Raw genomic sequence first — 25,921 nt, 5'->3', positions numbered from 1 at the left:
GCCGTTCGGCTCACCCCTGGGCAGATGCCCCGGGGGCGGTCTCCGCACGCAGGTCACGCCGCAATTCCTTCGGCAGCGAGAAAACGATGCTCTCTTCCGCCGACCGGAGGATCTCCACATCGCCGAAGCCGCGCTCGGCCAGCCAGTCCAGCACACCTTCGACGAGGATCTCCGGGACGGAGGCGCCCGAGGTGACGCCGACCGTGGTCACGCCCTCCAGCCACGCCTCGTCGCACTCGTCGGCGAAGTCCACCAGGTACGAGGCCTTGGAACCGGCCTGCAGGGCGACCTCGACCAGCCGAACGGAGTTCGACGAGTTCTTGGAGCCGACGACGATGACCAGCTCCGCCTCCGCGCCGATCTGCTTCACCGCGACCTGGCGGTTCTGCGTGGCGTAGCAGATGTCGTCGCTCGGGGGGCTGATCAGGTTGGGGAAACGCTCCTTGAGGGCGTCGACGGTCTCCATCGTCTCGTCGACGGAGAGCGTGGTCTGGGAGAGCCAGACGACCTTGCTCTCGTCGCGGACCTCGACGTTCGCCACGTCGGCGGGGCCGTCGACGAGCGTCATGCGCTCCGGGGCCTCGCCCATGGTGCCGACGACCTCTTCATGGCCCTCATGGCCGATCAGCAGGATGTCGTAGTCCTCGTTCGCGAACCGGACGGCTTCCTTGTGCACCTTGGTGACCAGGGGGCAGGTCGCGTCGATCGAGGCCAGGCTGCGCTGCGCGGCCTCCTCGTGGACGACGGGGGCGACGCCGTGCGCCGAGAAGATCACGATGGCGTTCTCGGGCACCTCCTCCGTCTCGTCGACGAAGATCGCGCCCTTCTTCTGCAGGGTCTGCACCACGTACTTGTTGTGCACGATCTCCTTGCGCACATAGATCGGCGCTCCGTACTGCTCCAGTGCCTTCTCGACGGTGATCACGGCGCGGTCCACGCCTGCGCAGTATCCGCGGGGGGCTGCGAGCAGGACGCGTCGGGCAGTCGTAGCAGTCATGTCAGCCATGGTACGGGGCAGCCGTCCGGTCCGAAGAAGGCCGCCCGGCGGCGCCGGGGGACGTGTCCGCCCGGCTCCGCTCCGTTCGTGGGCACGGCACCCTTCGCGCAAGCTGAGGGGCATGAGCGCACCGACCCCCGCTCCCCCGGACGACACGGCCCGCGCCGCCGAAGGCACCCTGCGGCGCAACCTCGGCTTCCGCGACCTCGTGGTCTACGGGATGCTCTTCATCGCCCCCATGGCACCCGTCGGCGTGTTCGGCGCGCTGGACGCCAGATCGCACGGGGCGGTCGCGCTGGTCTATGTGTTCGCGACGGTCGCGATGGCGTTCACCGCGTTCAGCTACGCGCAGATGGTGCGGGTCGTCCCGCAGGCCGGTTCGGTCTTCGCTTACGCGCGGGCCGGGCTCGGTGAGGGGCCCGGCTTCATCGCCGGCTGGATGGCGATGCTCGACTATCTGCTGATCCCCGCGGTGGCCTATCTCTTCTCCGGGATCGCGCTGCACGCGCTGGTGCCGTCGGTGTCGCAGTGGGTGTGGACGACGATCGCGGTCGTGGTGACGACCGGGCTCAACCTGTGGGGGGTGCGGGCCGCGGCGGCGGTCGGCTTCCTCGTGCTCGCCCTGGAGATCGTGGTGCTGCTGATCTTCGTGGTGTCCGCGGTCGTCGTCCTCGGCACGGACGGGGCGCAGCGCGGCTGGGCCTCGCCCTTCTCCGGCCAGGGCGCGTTCTCCCTGGGCGCGGTGCTGGGCGCCGTGTCCGTCGCGGTGCTGTCCTATCTGGGCTTCGACGCCATCGCCTCCTTCGCCGAGGAGGCGGCGGGCGGCTCGGCGAAGGTCGCGCGGGCCGTGCTGTTCTGCCTCGTCATGGCGGGTGTGTTGTTCATCGTGCAGACGTATCTGGCGGCGCTGCTCGCTCCGATGTCCGCTGCCGAGCTGGCCGCGAAGCCGGCCGGGCAGGGGTCCGCCTTCTACGACACCGTGGACGCGGCCGTCGGCGGCTGGCTGCACGACCTCGTCGCCGTCAGCAAGGCCATCGGCGCGGCCTTCGCGGCGCTCGCCGGGCAGGCAGCGGCGGGCCGGCTGCTCTTCGCGATGGCCCGCGACCGGCGGCTGCCGGGACCGCTGTCCAAGATCGACGCGGGCAGCGGGGTGCCCCGGCGGGCGCTGCTGTTCGCGGCGGTCGTCACCCTGGTCGCCGCGGTCTGGGCGGCCCGCCGCGACGACGGCCTGGACCGGTTGGTCTCCGTCGTCGACATCGGCGCGCTCACCGCCTTCTCGCTGCTGCACCTGTCGGTCGTCGGCTGGTTCGCCGTCCGCCGCCAGGGGGGGCCGCCCAGCGTGCTGCGCCACATCGTCGTACCGCTGCTCGGCCTCGCCATCACCATCGCCGTGATCGTCGAAGCCGCAGGATCGGCCCAGGTCGTCGGGGCCGTCTGGCTGGCCGCGGGACTGATCGTGCTGGCCGCCCAGCTCTCCCGGCGGCGGACCGCGGCGGAGCGATAACCGTCACCTTCGTGTCGCCGTACACAGCACGGCCCACAGCGCGGCCGGAAGGCAATCCCGCTGTCGGCGGCGGCCGATACGCTCGGCACATGGCTCTGAGTACGTCGGCGGATACGCCGATCCCCGTCGGCGAAGTGTCACGGCTGATCGGCGGGTGGGTGGACCGGCTCGGCGCCGTCTGGGTGGAGGGGCAGATCACCCAGCTGTCGCGGCGCCCGGGTGCGGGCGTGGTGTTCCTGACGCTGCGCGACCCGTCGCACGATGTGTCCATCTCGGTGACGTGCTTCCGGGCGGTGTTCGACCAGATCGCCGACGTGGTCGGCGAGGGCGCCCGTGTCGTGCTGTTCGCCAAGCCCGAGTGGTACGGCCCGCGCGGGCAGCTGTCGCTGCGCGCGACGGAGATCCGGCCGGTCGGCGTCGGGGAGCTGCTGGCCCGGCTGGAGCAGCTGAAGAAGGCGCTGGCGGCTGAGGGTCTGTTCGCGCTGGACCGCAAGCGCCCGCTGCCCTTCCTTCCGCAGTGCATCGGGCTGGTGACCGGCCGCGCCTCGGCGGCGGAGCGCGATGTGCTGGAGAACGCGCGGCTGCGCTGGCCCGCCGTCCGCTTCGAGGTGCGCAACGTGCCGGTGCAGGGCGCGCAGGCGGTGCCCCGGGTGGTGGAGGCGGTGCGCGAGCTGGACGCGCATGCCGAGGTCGACGTGATCATCGTGGCGCGCGGCGGCGGCAGCGTGGAGGACCTGCTGCCGTTCTCCGACGAGCAGCTGGTGCGGGCGGTGGCCGCGTGCGTCACCCCGGTCGTGTCGGCGATCGGGCACGAGCCGGACTCCCCGCTGCTGGACCTGGTGGCGGACCTGCGGGCGTCCACCCCGACGGACGCGGCGAAGCGGGTGGTCCCGGACGTGGGCGAGGAACTGACCCGGGTGGAGCATCTGGGGCTGCGGGCGCTGCGCGTCGTGACCGGTCTGCTCGACCGTGAGCAGCGCGGTCTGGACGCGGCGCTCAGCCGGCCGTCGATGGCCCGGCCGCACACGATGGTCGAGCACCGCGAGGAGCAGGTCGACGCGCTGCTGGACCGCAGCCGCCGGACGCTGCGGCATCTGCTGGACCGGGCCGACGACGAGCTGGAGCACACCCGGGCGCGGGTGGTGGCCCTCTCCCCCGCCGCGACCCTGCAGCGCGGCTACGCGGTGCTGCAGCGCGAGGACGGTTCCGTGGTGCGCGGCCCCGACGAGGTGGCGGCGGACGAGGAGTTGCGCGCCCGGGTCTCCGGCGGTGCGTTCCTGGTGAAGGTCACCGGCACTGTCGTACCTCCGGCCTAGGCTGTGACCATGGCAGAACAGGACACGCTGGGATACGAGCAGGCGCGGGACGAGCTCGTCGATGTCGTACGGCGGTTGGAGGCCGGCGGCTCGACGCTGGAGGAGTCGCTGGCGCTCTGGGAGCGCGGCGAGGAACTCGCGCGGGTGTGCCGGCGCTGGCTGGAGGGCGCGCGGGCCCGGCTGGACGCGGCGCTCGCCGAGGCGCCGGACGAGGAGTCCGCCGCCGAGTGACGTGGCGGGGCGGTCACTTGACGGCTCGAGCGACGGTCGAACCGGCATGGATGTGACGAGCGTCACCCCGGACCCAGGAATCGTTGAACTTTCACACAGGTTGATGAGAGTGTTCGCGACGTGCCCGATCGGCGCAAATTGCCACGATTCCGTAAGAGGTTCCCATGTCTCTCGTACTCGACGCCTCCGCCCAGGACCTGCTCTTCCGTGAGGCCCGCACGGCCAACACCTTCACCGACGAGCCCGTGACCGACGAGCAGATCCAGGCGATCTACGACCTGGTCAAGTACGCGCCGACCGCGTTCAACCAGCAGCCGCTGCGTATCGTCCTGGTGCGTTCCGCCGAGGGCCGCGAGCGCCTCGTGAAGCACATGGCCGAGGGCAACCAGCCGAAGACCTCCGCCGCCCCGCTGGTCGCGATCCTCGCCGCGGACAACGAGTTCCACGAGGAGCTGCCGACCCAGTTCCCGCACTTCCCGCAGGCGAAGGACCTCTTCTTCTCCGAGCGTTCCGTGCGCGAGCAGGCCGCCACCCTCAACGGTTCGCTGCAGGCCGGCTACTTCATCCTGGGCATCCGCGCCGCCGGCCTGGCCGCCGGCCCGATGACCGGCTTCGACGCCGCGGGCATCGACAAGGAGTTCTTCCCCGACGGTGAGCACTCGGTCCTCGCCGTGGTGAACATCGGCAAGCCCGGCACCGACTCCTGGTTCCCGACCCGCAGCCCCCGTCTGGCCTACGACGAGGTCGTCACGACCGTCTGATCTCCCCGCACACTCCCGAACGCCGGGCGCCCGTCACGGGCCGCCCGGCGTTCGTGCGTCCGGACAGGGTGAGTTTCGCGGGCCTGTGCGCCAGCGGGTCGGCGCGCCAGCGGGTCGGCGCGGCAACGGGTCAGGACGCCTTGAGCGCGGCCGCCAGTTCGGCGAGCTGCTCGTCGGGGGCGGTGCCGGTGATCATCGTGGTGACACCCTTCTCCACCCGCACCAGCGCGTTGTACTTCGGGCCCTTGTACCGGTCCCACGCCACCCCGGCGACGGTGACCGTACGGTTCCCGTCCCGCACCGCGCGCTTGCTCTTGTCCGCGATGAACTTCGCCGCCGGGCCGTTGCCCTGCTCCACGGCCGCGTACTCGTTCTGCGGATCGACGAAGCCCAGGTGCCATTCGACGGCCTTGGCGTCCTTGGCGTCGTACGTCACCGTCGTAGCGCGCCAGTCCTGGCCGAGCCCCTCGGGCGCGGCCACCGGGAAGGGCGCGTCGCGCCGCGCCTGGCTCAGCTCGGTCTGGAAGCCGATCGGCTTGACCGGGTCCGCGTTGGTGTCGTGCGGGATGAAGATGTAGATGAACGCGACGACGACGCCGAGCACCACCATCGACAGGACCAGGTCCCGCACCGTCTGATTGCCACGCTTGTTTGCCACGCTCCTATGGTCCCCCATGCCGGGTGGCGCTCCGGCCCGGGGGTCGGCCGCCGGGACGCCGGGGCGCACCGCGCGGGCCCGGCCCGGGACACGCCGACCAGGCCCGTGGGGGCGCCGCTCATGTGACGTGCGCCCTGCTCATATTCGCGATGACCCGATAAGGTCACAGCACCCTCTTTTCCGGCCGTCCTCGTACAGAAAGGTGCGCTGTGATGACCGAACAGCATTTGCCGCCCCAGCTCGAAGTGAGTCCCGAGGCCCCTGATCGCAACCTTGCCCTGGAACTCGTCCGGGTGACGGAGGCGGCCGCCATGGCCGCCGGTCGCTGGGTCGGCCGTGGTGACAAGAACGGCGCGGACGGCGCCGCGGTGAAGGCGATGCGGACGCTCGTCTCCACCGTCTCGATGAACGGCGTCGTCGTCATCGGTGAGGGCGAGAAGGACGACGCCCCCATGCTCTACAACGGCGAGCGGATCGGCGACGGCACCGGTGCGGAGTGCGACGTCGCCGTGGACCCCGTCGACGGGACGACCCTCACCGCCAAGGGCATGTCCAACGCGGTGGCCGTGCTCGCCGTGGCCGACCGCGGCACGATGTTCGACCCGTCGGCCGTCTTCTACATGGACAAGCTGGTCACCGGCCCCGAGGCCGCCGACTACGTCGACATCATGGCGCCCGCCGCGGTGAACATCCGCCGGGTCGCCAAGGCGAAGCACAGCGCGCCCGAGGACGTCACCGTCATGATCCTCGACCGGCCGCGCCACGACGGGCTGGTCAAGGAGATCCGGGAGACCGGCGCACGGATCAAGTTCATCGCGGACGGCGATGTCGCGGGCGCCATCATGGCCGTACGCGACGGCACCGGCGTGGACATGCTGATGGGCATCGGCGGCACGCCGGAAGGCATCATCGCCGCCTGTGCGATCAAGTGCCTCGGCGGCACGATCCAGGGCCGGCTGTGGCCGAAGGACGACGCCGAGCGGCAGCGGGCACTCGACGCGGGCCACGACCTGGACCGCGTGCTGCACACCAACGACCTGGTCAGCGGGGAGAACGTGTTCTTCGTCGCGACCGGCATCACGGACGGCGAGCTGCTCCAGGGCGTCCGCTACCGCGCCGAGACCGCCACCACCGAATCACTGGTGGTGCGCTCCAAGTCCGGCACGATCCGGCAGATCTCCTCCACGCACCGGCTGTCGAAGCTGCGCGCGTACAGCGCGATCGACTTCGACCGCGCGCGCTGAGACCTGGCGCATCCGCTCGAGCGCGCGGCCGGCACCCGGCACGCGCCGAGCACTCGCTGAACCGCCGCTGAGCGCCCTGGGCAGGCGCGAGGGCGGCAGGGAAAACGTACGGGCCGGGCCCGCCGACTGACGCGGCGGACCCGGCCCGTTCGCCTGTTCAGCCTGCGGCGGCGATCCGGTCCGTCCGCGGCAGTTCCGCCTCGCGGCGGCGCCTGCGGGCGAGTACGACCCGGCGTTCGGCGGCGGTCAGACCACCCCACACGCCGTACGGCTCTGGCTGCCGCAGTGCGTGTTCCCGGCATTCCAGCATCACCGGGCAGCGGGCGCACACCCGCTTCGCGTTCTCCTCACGGGACAGCCGCGCCGCTGTCGGCTCTTTGGACGGGGCGAAGAACAATCCCGCCTCATCACTGCGGCACGCCGCCTCCGAGTGCCATGGGCCTGCCAGATCCCGTGGGTGACTCGGCGGGAGGGCAGTGTCCTTGACGGGCTCGATCGGTTGAAGCACGGGATACTCCTGACGACGGCTCGGCGTTTGTCACCCTTGCCCGTCACCGCGGGTGAGCTCCACGCGTGCTGTTCCAGGGGGTCGCAACGGGGAGGAACCAGGCGGGTGACGTGGTCGGAGCCCTACCCGCTGTGCGCGTGTTCATGCGGACCGTGTTCGCCGCCAGGGCCTCTCAGTCGAACATCTGTCCGACTGGGGCGCGCATGGGCGATCGTCCGATCCGGACCACCGAACAACACCCCTGATGAACACTGGCCAGTGGCCAAAACCAGCCAGCTTGCGCGGGGCGTAAACCCGCACCATGCATGGCGTGAACGCGCGGCATGATGCGGGAGTGCGACAGCCCCATCCCTACCCGTCGAGGCGCTTGTTGATCCATTCCTTGAGGCGCTTCCCGCGCTTCGCCTTCGCCTCGACGCCGCCGAAGATGGCGGTGCCGGTGACGATGACGACCGGTGCGTTCGGATCCGGGGCCTCGTACGTCCTGACCTCGAAACCACCGAAGATCCCGGTCCCGCTGCCACGCAGAGTGACGTTCTCCGGGACGCGTACTTCGACGCCTCCGAAGATCGCGGTGGCATGGATGACGATCTGCTGATGCTGGAAGACGGCCTCGGTCAGATCGATCTCCACACCGCCGAAGCAGGCGAAGGCGTTGGTGCGCCGGCCGACGAGCCAGCGCCCCTTGCGGGCGGCGCCGCCGAAGACCGCGACGAGATTCTCGGCCACGACGGGCGACGACGGATCGGCCAGCGGCGCGAGCGGCCGCGGCCCGCCCTCCCGGGTCGCCGGCAGGTCCCGCACCAGCGGCTCCAGCTCGCCCAGCGTCTTGGCGGCATAGACATGGTCGAGGCGTTCCGAGTGCTCCTCCGCGCTCAACCGGCCCTCGGCCAGCGCATCGCGGAGAATGTCGGAAATGCGGTCACGGTCGGCATCGGACGCGCGCAGCTCCGCTTCGGTGGTCGGCTTGTGCATCGACACCGGCTGCTGCGACTTCTTCTGGAGCTGCGATTCATCCACCCGCCCACCGTACACAAACGCGATAGATCGCGACTAGTGCGGGTGAGCCTCACCTCACACCGATCGAGCGGCCGGCGGGCTCTACGCTGGACACCGTTCGTCGACGCAGCCGAATGACGCAGCCGAGTGAGGAAGCCCCCCAAAATGCCCGAGTTCTCCTATACGGATCTCCTCCCGCTCGGCGAGGACACGACGCCGTACCGGCTGATCACCTCCGAGGGTGTGAGCACCTTCGAGGCGGACGGGCGCACCTTCCTCAAGGTCGAGCCGGAGGCGCTGCGCACGCTCGCCGCCGAGGCGATGCACGACATCTCGCACTACCTGCGGCCGGCCCACCTCACCCAGCTGCGGCGGATCCTCGACGACCCCGAGGCATCGCCGAACGACCGCTTCGTCGCGCTGGACCTGCTGAAGAACGCGAACATCGCGGCGGCCGGCGTGCTCCCGATGTGCCAGGACACCGGCACCGCGATCGTGATGGGCAAGCGCGGCCAGAACGTGCTGACCTCCGGCGGTGACGAGGCGGCGCTGTCGCACGGCATCTACGACGCGTACACCAAGCTCAACCTGCGGTACTCGCAGATGGCCCCGCTGACCATGTGGGACGAGAAGAACACCGGCTCGAACCTGCCGGCCCAGATCGAGCTGTACGCGACCGACGGCGGCGCGTACAAGTTCCTGTTCATGGCGAAGGGCGGCGGCAGCGCCAACAAGTCGTTCCTCTACCAGGAGACGAAGGCGGTCCTCAACGAGGCCTCCATGATGAAGTTCCTGGAGGAGAAGATCCGCTCGCTCGGTACGGCGGCCTGCCCGCCGTACCACCTGGCGATCGTGGTCGGCGGCACCAGCGCCGAGTTCGCGCTGAAGACCGCCAAGTACGCGTCCGCGCACTACCTGGACGAGCTGCCGGGCGAGGGCTCGCCGGACGGGCACGGCTTCCGGGACAAGGGCCTGGAGGAGAAGGTCTTCGAGCTGACGCAGAAGATCGGCATCGGCGCGCAGTTCGGCGGCAAGTACTTCTGCCACGACGTGCGCGTGGTGCGGCTGCCCCGGCACGGCGCGTCGCTGCCCGTCGCCATCGCGGTGTCCTGCTCGGCCGACCGGCAGGCCGTCGCGAAGATCACCGCCGAGGGCGTCTTCCTGGAGCAGCTGGAGACCGACCCGGCGCGCTTCCTCCCGGAGACCACGGACGAGCACCTGGACGACGACGTCGTGCGCGTCGATCTGAACCGGCCGATGGCGGACATCCGCGCCGAGCTGTCCAAGTACCCGGTCAAGACCCGGCTGTCGCTGTCCGGCACGCTCGTCGTGGCCCGTGACATCGCGCACGCCAAGATCAAGGAGCGGCTGGACGCGGGCGAGTCCATGCCGCAGTACCTGCACGACCACCCCGTCTACTACGCGGGCCCGGCCAAGACCCCCGAGGGCTTCGCGTCCGGCTCGTTCGGCCCGACCACGGCGGGCCGGATGGACGCGTACGTCGAGCAGTTCCAGGCGGCCGGCGGTTCGTTCGTCATGCTGGCCAAGGGCAACCGCTCGAAGCAGGTGACCGACGCGTGCAAGGCGCACGGCGGCTTCTACCTCGGCTCGATCGGCGGCCCGGCCGCGCGGCTCGCCCAGGACTGCATCAAGAAGGTCGACGTCCTGGAGTACGCGGAGCTGGGCATGGAAGCGGTCTGGAAGATCGAGGTGGAGGACTTCCCCGCGTTCATCGTCGTCGACGACAAGGGCAACGACTTCTTCACCGACCCGTCGGGCCCGGTGCTCTCGATCGGCCGCCGGGGCTGATCCTCCGACCCTGGGAACAACAGCAGCACGAACGGGCCCCGGCGCTCCATCGGCGGGGCCCGTTCGTGTTCCGTCGCGAGCCGTTACGCGAAGCGCTGGCTCGCGGAGCCGTCGCAAGCCGCCAGTTTCAGCGGCGAACTCGCGGCGCTCTGGGTCACGCACAGGCCGGTGGCCGCCACCGGGCGGATGGTGCCCGCCGTCATGGTGAACCGCTGGTTGGTGCCGCCGTGGCAGTCCCACAGGATGAGGCCGGTCCCGGCACTGTAGTTCGAGGCCGGCACGTCCATGCACCGGTCCTGGCTGAGCGCGATGTGCAGCGACTGGTACTGGGTGTCGTACGCGAAGGACTGGTTGCGGCCCCCGTGGCAGCTCCAGCCGAGCAGCGCGGTGTTGTTGCGCGACGAGCCGCCGTTGGCGTCCATGCACTGGCCGGTGGCCGCGTTGGTGACCGGCTTGAACGCGTCGTCCCAGGCGCCCTGGTGGAGCACCGGAGTGCCGGTGCTGGCCGGGTCGGCGCAACCGGCTTCCTGGTAGCCGGAGTTGTAGAGCTGGGTCAGGCACGACGCGAAGGCGCCGTGGCCGCGGGCGTTCGGGTGGAAGGACTGGCGTACGGAGTTGGCGTCGGGCGGGAACGGGTTGGTGATGTTCACGACCAGGCCGCGCGCCCAGGTGTTGTCCGTGCACGCCTCATGCCCGTGGAAGAGCCGGGAGTTGTCGAGGTACACCGCCCCGGTGGCCTCGGCGGCCTGGCGCATGCCGAGCTCGAAGGCGGGCACCGCGGAGTTGCGGCCCCAGGCGAGGTCCGTGTCGTAGCCGGTGCAGCCGCCCGGGATCTTGCCGGGGAAGCCGGGGTTGTCGTAGATGTCGGGGCTCATCGGGCTGGGGTAGCCCATCACCACGAGCTTGTAGTCGGCGTCCGCGTAGCCGGCGTCGCGCATGACCGTCCGCAGGTCCTGCACGGTCCCCTCGACCTTGGGCACCAGTCCGTCGACGCGGGCCTGCCAGCCGGGCGCGTACTTGGAGTCGCAGCTGCCCTGGAGCAGGAACCAGCGCTCCACGCAGTCGGTGATGACCGGTCCGAACTGCAGGTCGTCATTGGCCCCCGCGACCAGCACCACCATCTTGATCTTCGTGTTGCGGGCCTTGATGGCGAGGCTGTCGCTCTGCACCAGCTCGTCCGCGTACTGCTTGCTGCCGCCGATCCTGATGTTGCCGGTGTACGCGCCCGAGCAGGCGACGTTGTACGTCTCGTCGGCCGGGATGCCGGTGCGGTGGATCGCGGAGTCCGGGGAGCGGTGGCACCAGTTCGTGGGGCCGTCCGTGCCCGCCTCGTAGGTGCCGACGCCCTCGCCGGAGATCTCGCTGTCCCCCAGCGAGATCAGCCCGGTCTTGCGGTCGGCCATCGGCCGGATCGCCGGACTCCCGTACAGCGCCGTCGCCTCGGCGGCGCGGACCTGCTCGAGGTCGGCGGAGAGCGGCTTGACGGTGCTGTTCTGCGGGGCCGCGGAGGCCGTGGTGGTCAGACCGGCACCGCCCGCGAGGACGGTCGCGAGGACGGCCAGTACCGTCCCGGCGGCACGACAACGTCTCTTTCTCGACATGCGCATACGTCGCTCCTTCCACAGGAATGAAATGGGCTACGGCACTGTCCTACTGATGGGTGTTACTTGGAAGTAGTACGACAATGGGAATGTTGTCGAGGAGTTGCCGAGGAGAGGAATCCAGCCATGCCCGAGGAGCAGTCCCAGGACCGGCCTTTCCGGATCGAGCACGATTCGATGGGCGAGGTACGGGTGCCCGCGGACGCGAAATGGCGGGCCCAGACCCAGCGGGCGGTGGAGAACTTCCCGATCTCCGGCCAGCGGATCGAGCGCGCGCACATCGAGGCGCTGGCCCGGATCAAGGCGGCCGCCGCCAAGGTGAACGCCGGACTCGGCGTCCTGGACAAGGACATCGCCGAGGCGATCCAGGAGGCGGCGGCCGAGGTGGTGGACGGCCGCTGGGACGACCAGTTCCCCATCGACGTCTTCCAGACCGGCTCCGGCACGTCCTCCAACATGAACGCCAACGAGGTCATCGCGACGCTGGCCACCGAGCGGCTGGGCCGTGACGTGCATCCGAACGACCACGTCAACGCGTCACAGTCGTCCAACGACGTGTTCCCGTCGTCCATCCACATCGCGGCCACCGCCGCCGTCACCCGCGACCTCGTGCCCGCGCTGGAGCACCTCGCGGAGTCCCTGGAGCGCAAGGCGGCCGAGTTCGCGGACGTCGTGAAGTCCGGCCGTACGCATCTGATGGACGCCACGCCCGTCACGCTGGGCCAGGAGTTCGGCGGCTACGCGGCCCAGGTCCGGTACGGCGTCGAGCGGCTGCGGGGCGCGCTGCCCCGGCTGGCGGAGCTGCCGCTCGGCGGCACCGCGGTCGGCACCGGCATCAACACCCCGCCCGGTTTCTCGGCCGCGGTGATCGCCGAGGTGGCGCGGACCACCGGGCTGCCGCTGACCGAGGCGCGCGACCACTTCGAGGCGCAGGGCGCCCGGGACGGCATCGTCGAGACGTCGGGGCAGCTCAAGACGGTCGCGGTCGGCCTGACCAAGATCTCCAACGATCTGCGCTGGATGGCGTCGGGACCGCGGACCGGACTGGCCGAGATCAACCTGCCCGATCTCCAGCCGGGCTCGTCGATCATGCCGGGCAAGGTCAATCCGGTGATCCCGGAGGCCGTGCTGATGGTCGCGGCCCAGGTCGCCGGCAACGACCTGACGATCACGATGGCCGGCGCCGCCGGGAACTTCGAGCTCAATGTGATGCTCCCGGTCATCGCCAGGAATGTGCTGGAATCCGTCCGGCTGCTCGCCAACGTCTCCCGGCTGCTCGCCGACCGCACCGTCGACGGCATCACCGCCAATGTCGAGCGGGCCCGTGAGTACGCGGAGTCCTCGCCCTCGGTGGTCACCCCGCTGAACAAATACATCGGTTACGAGGAGGCGGCCAAGGTCGCCAAGAAAGCCGTCGCGGAGCGCAAGCGCATCCGGGACGTGGTGATCGAGCTGGGCTATGTCGAACAGGGAAAACTGACCGAGGAGCAGCTGGACGCGGCGTTGGATGTGCTGCGCATGACCCATCCTTAAGGGCTGATCCGTAAGATCTGTTCATGACAGCCGACACTCTTCTTGACGGAAACGGGCCGGGTACCAGCGGCTACTGGTCGCCGGGTGAGCAAGTGTTGTGGCGTTATCGGGGCAACGGCACCGACGAGCTGCACATCTGCCGCCCGGTGACCGTCGTGCGCGATGACGCCGAGCTGCTCGCGGTCTGGATGGCGCCCGGTACCTCCTGTGTGAAGCCGGTGCTCACCGATGGCTCCCCGATCAACCGGGAGCCGCTCGCCACCCGCTATCTCAAGCCGCGCACTACGCGCGTCGAGCAGTGGTGGGGGGCGGGTGTGCTGAAAATCGCACACCCTGGCGAGCCCTGGTCGGTCTGGCTCTTCTGGGACAAAAGGTGGCATTTGAAGAACTGGTACGTGAACCTGGAGGAGCCGCGCCGGCGCTGGTCCGGCGGTCTGGACTCCGAGGACCACTTCCTCGACATCGCGGTCCGCCCGGACCGCAGCTGGCACTGGCTGGACGAGGACGAGTTCGCCCAGGCGCAGCTCGCGGGCCTTATGCCCGCCGAACGCGCCGAGCGGGTACGGTCGGCCGGACTGGAGGCGGCCGGGGTCATCAGGTCCTGGGGCCGGCCCTTCCGGGACGGCTGGGAGGACTGGCGCCCGGATCCCGGCTGGCCGGTACCGTCACTCCCGGACGACTGGAACCGTCCGGCAAAGTGACCTCGTGAGCCCCTTGATGCGCCCCGGGTCGTCAAACGTAGGATCGTGCTCCGCAACACCGCGCAATTCCCAACCAGCACCCAGAGCCTGACGCCAAGTCATCAAGCCACGCGCACCAAGGAGGACCGAGGCAGTGGGAACCGGCGGCTACGAGGACATAAAGCGGGACCGCGGCGGCCAGGCCGAAGCGTTCGACGCGATCGGCGACCGGTACGACGAGGCGTTCCCCCACAAGGACGGCCAGCTCACCGCGGGCCGGTGGCTCGCGGAGACGCTGCCCGCCGGATCGCGGGTGCTCGACCTGGGCTGCGGCACCGGCCTGCCCAGCACCCGGCAGCTCGCCGGGGCCGGACACCGGGTCGTCGGCGTCGATCTGTCCGCCGGCATGCTCGCGCTGGCCGCGCAGTACGTGCCGGAGGCCGAGTTCCACCAGGGCGACATCGCGGACCTGCGCCCCGGCGGCCCCCTCGACCTCGGACGTTTCGACGGCGTCGCGGCCTTCTTCTCGCTGCTGATGCTGCCGCGCGCGGAGATTCCCTACGCATTGCGCGCCATCCATGATCTGCTGGAGCCCGCGGGTCTCTTCATCCTCTCGATGGTCGAAGCGGATGTGGACGACTTCGCCATCCCGTTCCTTGGTAACACCATCCGGGTATCCGGTTATCTACGGGATGATTTGCACCAGGTAGTGGCGGACGCGGGCTTCGAGGTGATCGAGGAGGAGTCGTACGCCTATGCACCGGCGAGCACCGACGTGCCGCCGGAGGAGCAGCTCTTCCTCTACTGCCGACGACGCGCCTGACACGGCCCAATCCCCGCCGCGGCCAGCGCGTGGCGCACAACCGGATGGAACGACTCGCGTGACCACGGATCGCACGCCCCCGCCCCCGGCGCGGCAACCGGGACCGGATGCCGCCCTGCCGGCACCGCTGCCGGACCCGCGCGGCGGCTTCCGCCTGCCCCCGGGCTCCGACCGGGAGGACCAGCCCTCGCCGCCCCAGGCGCTCCCCGACGACCGTTCCGCACGGGACCGGCAGGCGGCGCAGGCCGCGGGCACGCCCCGGCGCGAAGCCGCCGCCGACGCGTCGTTCTCCAGCACCCCGCCGCGCGGGACCCAGGGGCGGGGTGCCGCCATGGAGCCCGCCAAGCCATCCGCGCCACGAGGAGCCCGCGGCGGCGCTCGCACCCCCCGCGGCGCCCGCGCCCCCCTCTCCACGCCGCCCACCCCGCCCGGCGCCTCCGGCACCCTCGGCACCCGTACGGCGGTTTCCTCGGGCTCGGAGGCCGAGCGGCTGCGGTACGTCGGGGCGGCCACCCGGCGGATCGCCCGCGGTCTGGACCTCGACGAGATCCTGCTGGGCCTGTGCCGCTCCGCCGTCCCCGCGTTCGCCGACGCGATCCTGGTCTACCTCCGCGACCCGCTGCCGGTCGGCGACGAACGGCCGTCAGGGCCGCTCGTGCTCCGGCTGCGGCGCGCCGACGGCGGCCTCGACGAGCCCAGCGGGCAGTCCTACGTCGGCACCGTGCTGGCCCCGGTGCCCGCGGAGCCCGCCTACGGCGGCGCCGCCGAGAGCACCCTCGTCCGGCTGGACGGCCCGCTCGCCGAGGTGCTGCGCGGCGTACGCCCGGTCTTCGCGGAGCACCCGCAGTCCGCCGCCGCACTGGAGGAACTGCTGCGCTTCGGCGAGGGTCCTTCGGCCTCCGCCGGCGCGGGTCGGCCCGGAGAACGGCCCGGATTACACCCCGAGCCGGGTGCCGCCAGGAGCGACAGACCGCTGCACCCGCCCGTCCTGCCGACCGGACGCCGCGCGATACTCGCCCCGCTGCGCGGCCGCCGCCGGGTCATCGGCGCCGCCGTACTGCTGCGCCGCCCCGACCGGCCGCCGTTCGAGTCCGACGACCTCCTGGTCGCCGCCCAGCTCGCCACCCACACGGCGCTGGGCGTCGACAAGGCGGTGCTGTACGGACGCGAGGCGTACATCGCGGACGCGCTGCAACGCGAGATGCTGCCCGACTCCCTGCCGCAGCCCACCGGGGTCCGGCTCGCCAGCCGCTATCTGCCGGCCGCCGAATCGGCCCGGGTCGGTGGCGACTGGTACGACGCGATCCCGCTGCCCGGCAGCCGCGTCGCGCTCGTCGTCGGCGACGTCATGGGCCACTCCATGACCTCGGCGGCGATCATGGGCCAGCTGCGCACCACGGTGCAGACCCTCGCGGGGCTCGACCTGGCGCCGCAGGAGGTGCTGTACCACCTGGACGAGCAGGCCCAGCGGCTCGGCAGCGACCGCATGGCGACCTGCGTGTACGCGGTCTACGACCCGATCGCGCACCGGCTGGTGGTGGCCAACGCCGGCCACCCGCCGCCCATCCTGCTGCACGCCAACGGCCTGGCCGAGGTGCTGCGGGTACCGCCGGGCGCGCCGATCGGCGTCGGCGGGGTGCCGTTCGAGGCGGTCGAGCTGCCGGCGCCGGCCGGCGCGACCCTCGTGCTGTACACCGACGGCCTCGTCGAGTCCCGGACACGGGACGTCTGGGGCGGCATCGAGCTGCTGCGCGAGCGGCTGCACGACGCCGCGACCGTGCTGTCGCCGCCGCCGCTGGAACCGCTCTGCGACGAGATCCTGGAGATCCTCGGCCCCGGCGACCGCGACGACGACATCGCGCTGCTGGCCGCCCGCTTCGACGGGATCTCGCCGAGCGACGTCGCCTACTGGTACCTGGAGCCGCAGCCGCAGACCGCCGGCCGGGCCCGGCGGCTCGCCCGCCAGGCGCTGCGCCGCTGGGACCTGGAGCACCTGATCGAGCCGACCGAACTCCTGGTCAGCGAGATCGTCACCAACGCCGTCCGGTACGCCGAGCGGCCCATCACGCTGCGGCTGCTGCGCACCGACGTGCTGCGCTGCGAGGTCGGCGACGACGCGCCGCTGCTGCCGCAGATGCGGCACGCCCAGCCGCAGGACGAGGGTGGCCGCGGCCTGTATCTCGTCAGCCGGATGGCTCAGCGGTGGGGGGCCACAAGACTGAGTGCGGGCAAGGTCGTCTGGTTCGAGCTGGCGATTCCGTAGTTCCCGGCACCCGGGCCCGGGTGCCGGAGGCCGCGCGGCCTCCGGCGCCCCGCTGTCGCCCGGCGTGCCGAGCGGGAGGTTCGGTGCAAGGGTGGTCGAAGCGACGCCCCGGTACCGGACTCTCGACTCGAACGGGAGACACACGCGATGAGCACCCCGTACACCACCAACAACGCCGGTGTCCCGGCGGAGAGCGACGAGCATTCGCTCACGGTGGGGCCGGACGGCCCGATCCTGCTGCAGGACCACTATCTGATCGAGAAGATGGCCCAGTTCAACCGTGAACGGGTCCCCGAGCGGGTGGTGCACGCCAAGGGCAGCGGAGCCTACGGCAGCTTCGAGGTCACGAACGACGTCAGCCAGTTCACCAAGGCCGATCTCTTCCAGCCGGGCCGGCGCACCGAGATGCTGGCCCGCTTCTCCACCGTCGCGGGCGAGCAGGGCAGCCCGGACTCCTGGCGCGACCCTCGGGGCTTCGCGCTCAAGTTCTACACGGAGCAGGGCAATTACGACCTGGTGGGCAACAACACGCCCGTGTTCTTCGTCCGCGATCCGCAGAAGTTCCAGGACTTCATCCGCTCGCAGAAGCGCCGCGCCGACAACGGCATGCGCGACAACGACATGCAGTGGGACTTCTGGACGCTCTCCCCGGAGACCGCGCACATGGTCACCTGGCTGATGGGCGACCGCGGCATCCCGAAGAACTTCCGCCACATGAACGGCTACGGCTCGCACACCTTCATGTGGGTCAACGGCGCCGGGCAGCGGTTCTGGATCAAATACCACTTCATCACCGACCAGGGCATCGACTTCCTCACCCAGGCCGACGCGGACGCGCTGGCCGGCGAGGACCCCGATGCCTTCCGGCGCGATCTGTTCGAGACGATCAAGCGCGGCGAGCACCCTTCGTGGACGTTGAAGGTGCAGGTCATGCCGTTCGAGGACGCGTCCGGGTACCGGTTCAACCCGTTCGATCTGACCAAGGTGTGGCCGCACGGCGACTACCCGCTGATCGAGGTCGGCCGGATGACGCTGGACAGGAACCCGGAGGATTTCTTCGTCCACATCGAGCAGGCAGCCTTCGAACCGTCGAACATGGTGCCGGGCATCGGCCCGTCCCCGGACAAGATGCTGATCGGCCGGCTCTTCTCGTACCCGGACACCCACCGGTACCGGATCGGCCCGAACTACGCACAACTGCCCCCGAACCGGCCGCACTCGCCGGTCTACTCGTACGCCAAGGACGGCCCGATGCGGTACGAGCCGTCCCGTACGGCCGCCGTGTACGCGCCGAACTCCTACGGGGGTCCGGCCGCCGACACCGAGCGGTTCGGTGAGCCGGCGGGCTGGGCGAGCGCGGGCGAGATGGTGCGGGAGGCGTACGCGCCGCACCGCGAGGACGACGACTGGGGACAGGCCGGCACACAGGTGCGGCAGGTGCTCGACGACGCTGCCCGCGCCCGGCTGGTGACGAACGTTTCCGGCCATCTGCTGAAGGGTGTCAGCGCACCCGTCCTGGAGCGGGCGCTGCAGTACTGGCGCTCCATCGACAAGGAGGTCGGCGACCGGATCTCGGTCGCCGTCAAGAGCGGCTGACCCCGCCGCAGCACCTCCGCCCCTCGAAACCGCAGCCCCGGCGCACGTGTTACCCCCCTCCGTGCCCCGGGGCTGCATCGTCTACCCATAGCTTGCGGATGATTAATGTGCTATCACTTTGCTAGGCGGGCGAATGAGCGCGCCGAGCACTGTGAACGGGGGACCCATGTCCGAGAACCGCACCACCGATCTCCAGTCCGAGATCCCTGAGATGCCTGCCCCGCATGTCACCGAACGGGTGGCCGTCGGCATGCCGGGGCTGCCCTTCCTGCTGATCGCCGTGCCGGTGCTGTTCGGCGGCATCGCGCTCTTCATCGTCGGCATCGCCCAGGCCAAGGACAGCGGCGGCGCGCTGGCGGGCGTCCTGATCGGCGCCGGTGTGCTGATCGCGATCGCCGCCTTCATCACCATGTTCGGCCTCACCCAGGTCGCCCCCGGCGAAGCCCGCGTCTGCCAGCTCTTCGGCCGCTACCAGGGCACCATCCGCCAGGACGGGCTGCGCTGGGTGAACCCGTTCACCAGCCGCCGCAAGATCTCCACCCGGATCCGCAACCACGAGACCGCGGTCCTGAAGGTCAACGACTCGTACGGCAACCCGATCGAGCTGGCCGCGGTCGTCGTCTGGCAGGTCAGGGACTCCGCGCAGGCGGTCTTCGAGGTCGACGACTTCGTGGAGTTCATCGCGATCCAGACCGACACCGCCGTCCGGCACATCGCGACGAACTACCCGTACGACGCGCACGATGTGGAGGGCCTGTCGCTGCGCGGCAACGCCGAGGAGATCACCGAGAAGCTCTCCGTCGAGATCGCCGCACGGGTCGGCGCGGCCGGCGTGAAGATCATCGAGTCCCGCTTCACGCACCTCGCCTACGCCCCCGAGATCGCCTCCGCGATGCTCCAGCGCCAACAGGCCGGCGCGATCGTAGCCGCCCGCCAGACCATCGTCGAGGGCGCGGTCGGCATGGTCGAGTCCGCACTGACCCGGATCTCCGAGCAGGGCATCGTCGAGCTCGACGAGGAGCGCAAGGCCGCCATGGTCAGCAACCTGCTCGTGGTCCTGTGCGGTGACCGCGCCGCCCAGCCCGTACTCAACACCGGGACCCTCTACCAGTGACGGAACGCACCGGCCGCGCCGCCCGCAAGCAGGTGCTGCTGAGGCTCGACCCCGCCGTCCACGACGCCATCGCGACGTGGGCGGCGACCGAGCTCCGCAGCACCAACGCGCAGATCGAGTTCCTGCTGCGCCGGGCGCTCGCCGAGGCCGGGCGCCTCCCCGGCGCCGCCGGGCCGATCCCCCGCCGCGGCCGTCCGGCCCGGTCGGCGGAGCCGTCCGCAGAGTCGCAGACAGAACCGTCGGCAGAGGGAGGAAAAGGGATCGAGAGCCGATAGGAGTGGCTTGACCTGCGATGATCAACTACACACCACGTCTATACACACCACGTATACACGTCATGTAGAGTGCTCGCATGTCAATCGGCCACACCCTGCTCGGGCTTCTTGAGTCCGGCCCACGCCATGGTTACGACCTCAAGCGCGCCTTCGACGAACGCTTCGGCCACGACCGCCCGCTGCACTACGGGCAGGTCTACTCGACGATGGCCCGACTCCTGAAGAACGGGCTCGTGGAGGTCGAGGGCATAGAGCCCGGCAGCGGCCCCGAGCGCAAGCGGTACGCGATCACCGACGCCGGACTGACCGACGTCGAGACGTGGCTCGCCCAGCCCGAGAAGCCCGAGCCGTATCTGCAGACGACCCTGTACACGAAGGTCGTCCTCGCCCTGCTGACCGGCCGCAGCGCCATCGACCTGCTGGACACCCAGCGCGCCGAGCATCTGCGGCTCATGCGGGAACTGACCCGTCGCAAGTCCAGCGGCGACCTCGCCGACCAGCTGATCTGCGATCACGCTCTCTTCCACCTCGAGGCGGATCTGCGGTGGCTGGAACTCACCGCCGCCCGGCTCGACCAGCTCGCGACGGAGGTACGCAAGTGACCAGCTCCACCCCTCAGCCCAGCACGCCGCTGCTCTCCGCCGACGCGCTGCACAAGACCTACGGCCCCACCCCCGCCCTGGACGGCGCCGACTTCACGATCCGCTCCGGCGAGGTCGTGGCCGTGATGGGCCCCTCCGGCTCCGGCAAGTCGACGCTGCTGCACTGCCTGGCCGGCATCGTGCGGCCCGACGCCGGCAAGGTCCTGTACCGGGGCGAAGAGCTGTCCGCCATGTCGGACGCCGCCCGCAGCGCGCTGCGCCGCGGTGACTTCGGGTTCGTCTTCCAGTTCGGCCAGCTCGTCCCCGAGCTGACCTGCGTCGAGAACGTGGCGCTGCCGCTGCGGCTGAACGGCGCCAAGCGCAAGGAGGCCGAGCGGCTGGCCACCGAGTGGCTGCACCGGCTGGAGGTCGACGACCTCGGGCACAAGCGCCCCGGCGAGGTCTCCGGCGGCCAGGGCCAGCGGGTCGCGGTGGCCCGTGCGCTGGTCGGCGGACCCCGGGTGATCTTCGCGGACGAGCCGACCGGCGCCCTGGACTCCCTCAACGGCGAGCGCGTCATGCGGCTGCTGACCGACGCCGCCCGGGACACCGGCGCGGCCGTCGTCCTGGTGACCCACGAAGCGCGGGTCGCCGCGTACTCCGACCGCGAGATCGTCGTACGCGACGGCAAGTCCCGTGACATGGAGCGGGTCGCGTGAGCACGCCCTCGGAGAACGCCCCGCGCACCACTCCTCCACGCACCCTGCCGCGCACCGACGCCCGTACCTGGGTCCGCGACCTCGCGCTCGGCGCGCGCTTCACGCTCGCCGGCGGCAAGGAAGGCTGGATCCGCAACCTGCTGACCGCCGTCGGCGTCGGCCTCGGCGTGGCGGTGCTGCTGCTCGCGTCCGCCGTCCCGGCGATGATGCAGGCCCGCTCGGATCGCAGCCACGACCGTGACGACATGTACTTCGGCGAGAAGCTGAAGCCGACCGCGTCGACCATGCTGATCAACAACACCGACACCGTCTACCACGGCGTGGACGTCTACGGCCGGGTCCTGGACCCCGACGGCGACAAGCCGCCGGTACCGCCCGGCCTGAGCAGGGTCCCGGCCCCGGGCGAGATGACCGTCTCCCCCGCGCTCGCCAAGCTGCTGGACTCCTCCGAGGGCAAGCTGCTCAAGGAGCGGCTCAACTACCGCGTCACCGGCACCATCGCCAAGGCCGGACTGCTCGGCCCCGCCGAACTCGTCTACTACGCGGGCAGCGACACCCTCACCGACGCACACGCCACCCGCGTCGACACGATCGGCGGCGCCCGGCGCAGCTCCGAGGGGCTGGGCGCGGTCCTGACCCTGCTCGTCATCATCGGCCTCGTGGTGCTGCTGATGCCGGTGGCCATCCTCATCGCCACCGCCGTCCGATTCGGCGGCGAACGCCGCGACCGGCGGCTCGCCGCACTGCGGCTGGTCGGCGCCGACACCCGGATGACCCGACGGATCGCGGCCGGCGAGGCACTCGTCGGCGCGGTCGTCGGGCTCGTGTTCGGCCTCGGGTTCTTCCTGCTGGGACGACACTTCACCGGGCAGATCGAGCTGTACAGGCTGAGCGTCTTCCCCTCCGACGTCCGGCCCGGCACCGGCCTCGCCCTGCTGATCGTGCTCGGCGTCCCGGCGGCGGCCGTCGCGGTCACCGTCCTCGCGCTGCGCGGTATCGCCATCGAACCGCTGGGGGTCGTCCGCAACGCGGCACTGCGCAAGCGCCGCCTGTGGTGGCGGCTGCTCATTCCGGTCGCCGGACTGGCGCTGCTGGCCCCGCTGTTCGGCGGCGTCCAGGGCAACGCGGACCTCAACGCGTACCAGATCTCGGCGGGCGCGATCCTGCTGCTCGTCGGTGTCACCGCCGTCCTGCCCTGGCTCGTCGAGATGATCGTCAACCGCTTCGGCGGCGGCCGGATCCCCTGGCAGCTCGCCACCCGCCGTCTGCAGCTCAACAGCGGCGCCTCCGCCCGGATGGTCAACGGCATCACCGTCGCGGTGGCCGGCGCCATCGCCCTGCAGATGCTGTTCAGCGGCATCGAGAGCGGCTTCACCTCCGACACCGGCAAGGACCCGAACCGGGCCCAGATGCAGGCGAGCGTCGATGTCACCGACGGCCCGCAGGCGACCGCCGCGTTCCAGGCCTACCGGACCACCCCCGGAGTGCGCTCAGCGCTCGGTCTCGTCCAGACGTCCGCCATCCCCGACGGCGCGGCGGCGAAGGCGAAGGCCTCCGGCAACCCCGACGCCGCGGGCGAGATCCTGGAGTTCCCGGTGATCGTCGGCGACTGCGCCGCACTCGCCGAGATCGCCGCCGTCGGCGACTGCGCCGACGGAAGCGTCTACCGCGTCCTGCCGGACGCGTCGTACACCACCCCGCCCGACATCTCCAAGGCCGGCGCCCGGCTGGACCTCAACGCCCCGCAGAGCGGCGTGCTGACCGGCCCGCCCCGGCCGTGGACCGTCCCGGCCACCGCCCGCACGGTCAAGTCCCGCACCAGCCCCAACGGCGACGTGCAGTGGGGCATCCTCGCCACCCCCGGCACCCTGGACGTGGCCCGGACGCAGCAAGCGCGCGCCACGGTGCTGATCAAGCTCGACGCGCAACGGCCGGACGCGGAGGAGTACGTCCGCAACACCACGGCCCGGCTGGGCGAGAGCGCGAACACCTACACGCTCGAAGGCACCCGCACGGTGCGCAAGTACACCAGCATCAAGCGCGGGTTGCTGATCGGCGCGGTCACCACCCTGCTGCTGATCGGCATCAGCCTGCTGGTCTCGATGCTGGAGCAGCTGCGCGAGCGCAAGAAGCTGCTCGCGGTGCTGATCGCCTTCGGCACCCGGCGCTCCACCCTCGGGCTGTCGGTGCTGTGGCAGACCGCGCTACCGGTCGCCCTCGGCCTGGCGCTGGCGGTGATCGGCGGCCTCGGACTCGGCTCCGTGCTGCTGAAGATGGTCGGCTCACCGATCCGCGTCGACTGGGCGAGTGCCGCGACGATGACGGGCGTCGGGGCGGGCGTGGTCCTGCTCGTCACGCTGCTCAGCCTGCCGCCGCTGTGGCGCATGATGCGCCCGGACGGTCTGCGGACCGAGTAACCCCACCGGATTCCGGCACCGACGCCGGCCGGACCTGCTTCCCTCAGGCCCGGCCGGCGTCGGCGTACTCCAACACGTCCGCCCCGTCCGTCACGTTCTCCGCTGCCTCCGCGTCCTCCGCGTCGAGGACGCGCACCGGCAGCGGCCGCAGCGCCTCGCGCAGCGCGGCCGCGAAGGCCGTGAACTCCTCCGCGCGGGCGGTCCCGCCGCGCATCGCGAGCGCGATCCGCCGTGACGGCGCGGGATCCGCGAAGTACCCGGTCGACAGCTGGTCGTTGCGCCCGGTCTCCACCAGCAGCGCGGTCCGCGGCAGCAGCGTCACCCCGAGCCCGCCCGCGACCAGCTGCACGAGCGTGGACAGCCCGGCCGCGGTGGTCGTCACCGGAACGCCGCCCGGCCGCCCGGCCTCCCGGCAGATGTCGAGCGCCTGGTCGCGCAGGCAGTGCCCCTCGTCGAGCAGCAGCAGGTCCATCTCCCGCAGCGCCTCACGGGGAATGGCCTGCCGTCCGGCCAGCCAGTGCCCCTGCGGTGCGACCACGGCGAAGTCCTCGTCGAAGAGCGGCAGTTCGGTCACCCCGGGCATCCCGAGCGGCACCGCGAGCAGCAGCAGATCGAGCCGCCCACCGGTCAGCCCCTCCAGCAGTGACGACGTCTGCTCCTCGTGCACCTGCAGATCCAGCGCCGGGTAGCGGACATGGACCAGCCGCAGCACCGTCGGCAGCAGATACGGCGCGACGGTCGGAATCACCCCGAGCCGCAACACTCCCGTGAACGGCGCCCGCGCCGCCTCCGCCTCCTCCATCAGCTCCCCCACGGCGTCGAGCACGCTCCGTGTCCGCGCCGCGATCCGCTCCCCCGCCGCGGTGAGCAGCACCCTGCGCGTCGTCCGCTCGACCAGCTGCACTCCCAACGTCTCCTCCAGCGCGGCGACCGCACCGGAGAGCGCCGGCTGACTGGTCCCGATGGACGCCGCCGCATCACGGAAGTGCAGGTACTCGGCCACGGCGGCGAAGGCCCGCAACTGGGACAGGCTGGGCTGCTTGCTCACTGACACTCCGGGCTACTGATAGGCGACTCCGATCAACGCCGTCGAGTCTAGCTATTTCTGTGATCAATAGACGCCATGGGAGGGTGGAATACGTCCAACCCTCTGGAAAGCCTCAAAAGGGATTTCCAATGTTTCAAGGAGAGCGCGTGCTCACTGTCGGTGACAAGTTCCCCACCTACGACCTGACTGCCTGCGTCGATCTCGACGCGGACAAGGCCTTCGCCCAGATCGACCACAAGTCGTACGAGGGCAAGTGGCGCGTGGTGTTCTTCTGGCCGAAGGACTTCACCTTCGTCTGCCCGACCGAGATCGCCGCGTTCGGCAAGCTGAACGACGAGTTCGCCGACCGCGACGCCCAGATCCTCGGCGTTTCCGGCGACTCCGAGTTCGTGCACCACGCCTGGCGCAAGGACCACGCCGATCTGCGTGACCTGCCCTTCCCGATGCTCGCGGACTCCAAGCACGAGCTCATGCGCGACTGCGGCGTCGAGGGCGAGGACGGCTTCGCGCAGCGTGCCGTGTTCATCGTCGACCCCAACAACGAGATCCAGTTCACGATGGTGACCGCCGGTTCCGTGGGGCGTAACCCCAAGGAGGTGCTGCGGGTGCTCGACGCCCTGCAGACCGACGAGCTGTGCCCGTGCAACTGGAGCAAGGGCGAGACGACCCTCGACCCGGTCGCGCTCCTCGCGGGCGAGTGATCCGGTATGTCGCTGGACAACCTCAAGTCGGCGCTGCCCGACTACGCCAAGGACCTGAAGCTGAACCTCGGTTCGGTCATCGGTAACTCCGAGCTTCCGCAGCAGCAGCTGTGGGGCACGGTGCTCGCCGTCGCCATCGCGTCGCGTTCGCCGCGGGTGCTGAGCGAGCTGGAGCCGGAGGCCAAGGCCAACCTCTCCCCCGAGGCGTACACCGCCGCCAAGTCCGCTGCCGCGATCATGGCGATGAACAACGTCTTCTACCGGACCCGGCACCTGCTGTCGGACCCGGAGTACGGCACGCTGCGCGCGGGGCTGCGGATGAACGTCATCGGCAACCCGGGTGTGGAGAAGGTCGACTTCGAGCTGTGGTCGCTGGCGGTCTCGGCCGTCAACGGCTGCGGCCAGTGCCTGGACTCGCACGAGGCCGTACTGCGCAAGGCGGACGTCTCGCGCGAGACGATCCAGGAAGCGGTCAAGATCGCCGCCGTCGTCCAGGCGGTCGGAACGACGCTGGACGCCGAGGCCGTCATCGCCGGCTGAGCA

At 70.6% G+C, this 25,921-nt stretch carries 24 protein-coding genes; 18 read left to right on the top strand and 6 right to left on the bottom strand.

All coding sequences use genetic code 11. The annotated features are described in order from the left end of the window. Nucleotides 1-10 precede the first annotated feature (10 nt). On the bottom strand, nucleotides 11-1,006 hold the full coding sequence (locus C8250_RS27095) for a 4-hydroxy-3-methylbut-2-enyl diphosphate reductase (protein ID WP_138358613.1): 996 nt from the start codon (nucleotides 1,004-1,006) through the stop codon (nucleotides 11-13). A 112-nt stretch (nucleotides 1,007-1,118) separates the two neighbouring features. Between C8250_RS27095 and C8250_RS27090 the strand changes: the two genes are divergently transcribed. The 4 genes from C8250_RS27090 (at nucleotide 1,119) to C8250_RS27075 (ending at nucleotide 4,809) form a co-directional block, all read left to right on the top strand. Beyond that, a complete protein-coding gene (locus C8250_RS27090) occupies nucleotides 1,119-2,501 on the top strand; it encodes an APC family permease (RefSeq protein ID WP_138358611.1) in 1,383 nt (460 codons plus the stop codon). An 89-nt stretch (nucleotides 2,502-2,590) separates the two neighbouring features. Continuing rightward, nucleotides 2,591-3,817 carry an exodeoxyribonuclease VII large subunit gene (gene xseA, locus C8250_RS27085; RefSeq protein ID WP_138358609.1) on the top strand — a complete coding sequence of 409 codons (1,227 nt, stop codon included), beginning with the start codon at nucleotides 2,591-2,593 and terminating at the stop codon, nucleotides 3,815-3,817. A 9-nt stretch (nucleotides 3,818-3,826) separates the two neighbouring features. Then, complete coding sequence (locus C8250_RS27080) at nucleotides 3,827-4,048, top strand: exodeoxyribonuclease VII small subunit (protein ID WP_138358607.1); 222 nt, start codon at nucleotides 3,827-3,829, stop codon at nucleotides 4,046-4,048. Between the two features lie 164 nt (nucleotides 4,049-4,212). After that, a complete protein-coding gene (locus C8250_RS27075; protein ID WP_138358605.1) occupies nucleotides 4,213-4,809 on the top strand; it encodes a malonic semialdehyde reductase in 597 nt (198 codons plus the stop codon). A gap of 130 nt (nucleotides 4,810-4,939) precedes the next feature. On the opposite strand, the gene C8250_RS27070 is transcribed toward C8250_RS27075, so the two are convergent. Continuing rightward, nucleotides 4,940-5,467 carry a DUF4245 domain-containing protein gene (locus tag C8250_RS27070; protein ID WP_244809380.1) on the bottom strand — a complete coding sequence of 176 codons (528 nt, stop codon included), beginning with the start codon at nucleotides 5,465-5,467 and terminating at the stop codon, nucleotides 4,940-4,942. A 212-nt stretch (nucleotides 5,468-5,679) separates the two neighbouring features. On the opposite strand from C8250_RS27070, the gene glpX reads away from it, so the two are divergent. Beyond that, on the top strand, nucleotides 5,680-6,711 hold the full coding sequence (gene glpX, locus C8250_RS27065; RefSeq protein ID WP_138358601.1) for a class II fructose-bisphosphatase: 1,032 nt from the start codon (nucleotides 5,680-5,682) through the stop codon (nucleotides 6,709-6,711). A gap of 157 nt (nucleotides 6,712-6,868) precedes the next feature. Here the strand turns inward: glpX and C8250_RS27060 are convergent, their stop codons facing one another. Continuing rightward, nucleotides 6,869-7,219 (bottom strand): WhiB family transcriptional regulator, encoded by a 351-nt coding sequence (locus C8250_RS27060; protein WP_138358599.1) that lies wholly within the window; start codon nucleotides 7,217-7,219, stop codon nucleotides 6,869-6,871. A 351-nt stretch (nucleotides 7,220-7,570) separates the two neighbouring features. After that, nucleotides 7,571-8,194: a DUF1707 domain-containing protein gene (locus C8250_RS27055; protein ID WP_138358627.1), complete on the bottom strand. Its 624-nt coding sequence runs from the start codon at nucleotides 8,192-8,194 to the stop codon at nucleotides 7,571-7,573. Between the two features lie 189 nt (nucleotides 8,195-8,383). Here C8250_RS27055 and C8250_RS27050 point away from each other — a divergent pair, with 189 nt between their 5' ends. Next, complete coding sequence (locus C8250_RS27050; RefSeq protein ID WP_138358597.1) at nucleotides 8,384-10,027, top strand: fumarate hydratase; 1,644 nt, start codon at nucleotides 8,384-8,386, stop codon at nucleotides 10,025-10,027. 83 nt (nucleotides 10,028-10,110) lie between these two features. Here the strand turns inward: C8250_RS27050 and C8250_RS27045 are convergent, their stop codons facing one another. After that, nucleotides 10,111-11,634, bottom strand: coding sequence for a ricin-type beta-trefoil lectin domain protein (locus C8250_RS27045; protein ID WP_232484660.1), 1,524 nt, complete (start codon nucleotides 11,632-11,634; stop codon nucleotides 10,111-10,113). Nucleotides 11,635-11,754: 120 nt separating this feature from the next. On the opposite strand from C8250_RS27045, the gene C8250_RS27040 reads away from it, so the two are divergent. The 10 genes from C8250_RS27040 to C8250_RS26995 all read left to right on the top strand — a co-directional run bounded on the left by C8250_RS27040 (nucleotide 11,755) and on the right by C8250_RS26995 (nucleotide 23,629). Continuing rightward, on the top strand, nucleotides 11,755-13,161 hold the full coding sequence (locus tag C8250_RS27040) for a class II fumarate hydratase (protein ID WP_138358595.1): 1,407 nt from the start codon (nucleotides 11,755-11,757) through the stop codon (nucleotides 13,159-13,161). A gap of 23 nt (nucleotides 13,162-13,184) precedes the next feature. After that, a complete protein-coding gene (locus C8250_RS27035; RefSeq protein WP_138358593.1) occupies nucleotides 13,185-13,862 on the top strand; it encodes a DUF402 domain-containing protein in 678 nt (225 codons plus the stop codon). Between the two features lie 133 nt (nucleotides 13,863-13,995). Next, complete coding sequence (locus C8250_RS27030; protein ID WP_138358591.1) at nucleotides 13,996-14,664, top strand: class I SAM-dependent methyltransferase; 669 nt, start codon at nucleotides 13,996-13,998, stop codon at nucleotides 14,662-14,664. Further along, nucleotides 14,597-16,927 carry a SpoIIE family protein phosphatase gene (locus tag C8250_RS27025; RefSeq protein WP_244809378.1) on the top strand — a complete coding sequence of 777 codons (2,331 nt, stop codon included), beginning with the start codon at nucleotides 14,597-14,599 and terminating at the stop codon, nucleotides 16,925-16,927. Before C8250_RS27030 ends, C8250_RS27025 begins: the two co-directional genes overlap by 68 nt. A 147-nt stretch (nucleotides 16,928-17,074) precedes the next feature. Continuing rightward, nucleotides 17,075-18,523 carry a catalase gene (locus C8250_RS27020; protein ID WP_138352110.1) on the top strand — a complete coding sequence of 483 codons (1,449 nt, stop codon included), beginning with the start codon at nucleotides 17,075-17,077 and terminating at the stop codon, nucleotides 18,521-18,523. 166 nt (nucleotides 18,524-18,689) lie between these two features. Then, nucleotides 18,690-19,637, top strand: a complete 948-nt coding sequence (locus C8250_RS27015) for an SPFH domain-containing protein (RefSeq protein WP_138352111.1) — start codon at nucleotides 18,690-18,692, stop codon at nucleotides 19,635-19,637. Then, nucleotides 19,634-19,912 (top strand): hypothetical protein, encoded by a 279-nt coding sequence (locus tag C8250_RS27010; RefSeq protein WP_138352112.1) that lies wholly within the window; start codon nucleotides 19,634-19,636, stop codon nucleotides 19,910-19,912. Before C8250_RS27015 ends, C8250_RS27010 begins: the two co-directional genes overlap by 4 nt. A 77-nt stretch (nucleotides 19,913-19,989) precedes the next feature. Next, nucleotides 19,990-20,514, top strand: coding sequence for a PadR family transcriptional regulator (locus C8250_RS27005; RefSeq protein WP_138352113.1), 525 nt, complete (start codon nucleotides 19,990-19,992; stop codon nucleotides 20,512-20,514). After that, complete coding sequence (locus tag C8250_RS27000; RefSeq protein WP_138352114.1) at nucleotides 20,511-21,212, top strand: ABC transporter ATP-binding protein; 702 nt, start codon at nucleotides 20,511-20,513, stop codon at nucleotides 21,210-21,212. Before C8250_RS27005 ends, C8250_RS27000 begins: the two co-directional genes overlap by 4 nt. Continuing rightward, nucleotides 21,209-23,629 (top strand): FtsX-like permease family protein, encoded by a 2,421-nt coding sequence (locus tag C8250_RS26995; protein WP_244809376.1) that lies wholly within the window; start codon nucleotides 21,209-21,211, stop codon nucleotides 23,627-23,629. Before C8250_RS27000 ends, C8250_RS26995 begins: the two co-directional genes overlap by 4 nt. A gap of 43 nt (nucleotides 23,630-23,672) precedes the next feature. Here the strand turns inward: C8250_RS26995 and C8250_RS26990 are convergent, their stop codons facing one another. Continuing rightward, complete coding sequence (locus C8250_RS26990; RefSeq protein WP_244809374.1) at nucleotides 23,673-24,677, bottom strand: hydrogen peroxide-inducible genes activator; 1,005 nt, start codon at nucleotides 24,675-24,677, stop codon at nucleotides 23,673-23,675. 146 nt (nucleotides 24,678-24,823) lie between these two features. Between C8250_RS26990 and C8250_RS26985 the strand changes: the two genes are divergently transcribed. Beyond that, complete coding sequence (locus tag C8250_RS26985; protein WP_138352116.1) at nucleotides 24,824-25,378, top strand: peroxiredoxin; 555 nt, start codon at nucleotides 24,824-24,826, stop codon at nucleotides 25,376-25,378. A gap of 6 nt (nucleotides 25,379-25,384) precedes the next feature. Then, entirely contained in the window at nucleotides 25,385-25,918 is a 534-nt protein-coding gene (locus C8250_RS26980) for an alkyl hydroperoxide reductase (RefSeq protein ID WP_138352117.1), read from the top strand. The last annotated feature ends 3 nt before the right edge of the window (nucleotides 25,919-25,921 follow it).

The organism is Streptomyces sp. So13.3, from assembly GCF_005860785.2.
Taxonomy (GTDB): Bacteria; Actinomycetota; Actinomycetes; order Streptomycetales; family Streptomycetaceae; genus Actinacidiphila; species Actinacidiphila fildesensis.
Note: the sequence above shows the minus strand (reverse complement) of the source record. Positions and strands in the feature narration are given on the sequence as shown.

Excerpts from the sequence above, each read along its gene's own strand:
- C8250_RS27095 (WP_138358613.1), bottom strand. The coding sequence starts at position 1,006 with ATGGCTGACATGACTGCTACGACTGCCCGACGCGTCCTGCTCGCAGCC.
- C8250_RS27090 (WP_138358611.1), top strand. The coding sequence starts at position 1,119 with ATGAGCGCACCGACCCCCGCTCCCCCGGACGACACGGCCCGCGCCGCC.
- xseA (WP_138358609.1), top strand. The coding sequence starts at position 2,591 with ATGGCTCTGAGTACGTCGGCGGATACGCCGATCCCCGTCGGCGAAGTG.
- C8250_RS27080 (WP_138358607.1), top strand. The coding sequence starts at position 3,827 with ATGGCAGAACAGGACACGCTGGGATACGAGCAGGCGCGGGACGAGCTC.
- C8250_RS27075 (WP_138358605.1), top strand. The coding sequence starts at position 4,213 with ATGTCTCTCGTACTCGACGCCTCCGCCCAGGACCTGCTCTTCCGTGAG.
- glpX (WP_138358601.1), top strand. The coding sequence starts at position 5,680 with ATGACCGAACAGCATTTGCCGCCCCAGCTCGAAGTGAGTCCCGAGGCC.
- C8250_RS27055 (WP_138358627.1), bottom strand. The coding sequence starts at position 8,194 with ATGCACAAGCCGACCACCGAAGCGGAGCTGCGCGCGTCCGATGCCGAC.
- C8250_RS27050 (WP_138358597.1), top strand. The coding sequence starts at position 8,384 with ATGCCCGAGTTCTCCTATACGGATCTCCTCCCGCTCGGCGAGGACACG.
- C8250_RS27045 (WP_232484660.1), bottom strand. The coding sequence starts at position 11,634 with ATGCGCATGTCGAGAAAGAGACGTTGTCGTGCCGCCGGGACGGTACTG.
- C8250_RS27040 (WP_138358595.1), top strand. The coding sequence starts at position 11,755 with ATGCCCGAGGAGCAGTCCCAGGACCGGCCTTTCCGGATCGAGCACGAT.
- C8250_RS27035 (WP_138358593.1), top strand. The coding sequence starts at position 13,185 with ATGACAGCCGACACTCTTCTTGACGGAAACGGGCCGGGTACCAGCGGC.
- C8250_RS27025 (WP_244809378.1), top strand. The coding sequence starts at position 14,597 with ATGCACCGGCGAGCACCGACGTGCCGCCGGAGGAGCAGCTCTTCCTCT.
- C8250_RS27020 (WP_138352110.1), top strand. The coding sequence starts at position 17,075 with ATGAGCACCCCGTACACCACCAACAACGCCGGTGTCCCGGCGGAGAGC.
- C8250_RS27015 (WP_138352111.1), top strand. The coding sequence starts at position 18,690 with ATGTCCGAGAACCGCACCACCGATCTCCAGTCCGAGATCCCTGAGATG.
- C8250_RS27005 (WP_138352113.1), top strand. The coding sequence starts at position 19,990 with ATGTCAATCGGCCACACCCTGCTCGGGCTTCTTGAGTCCGGCCCACGC.
- C8250_RS26980 (WP_138352117.1), top strand. The coding sequence starts at position 25,385 with ATGTCGCTGGACAACCTCAAGTCGGCGCTGCCCGACTACGCCAAGGAC.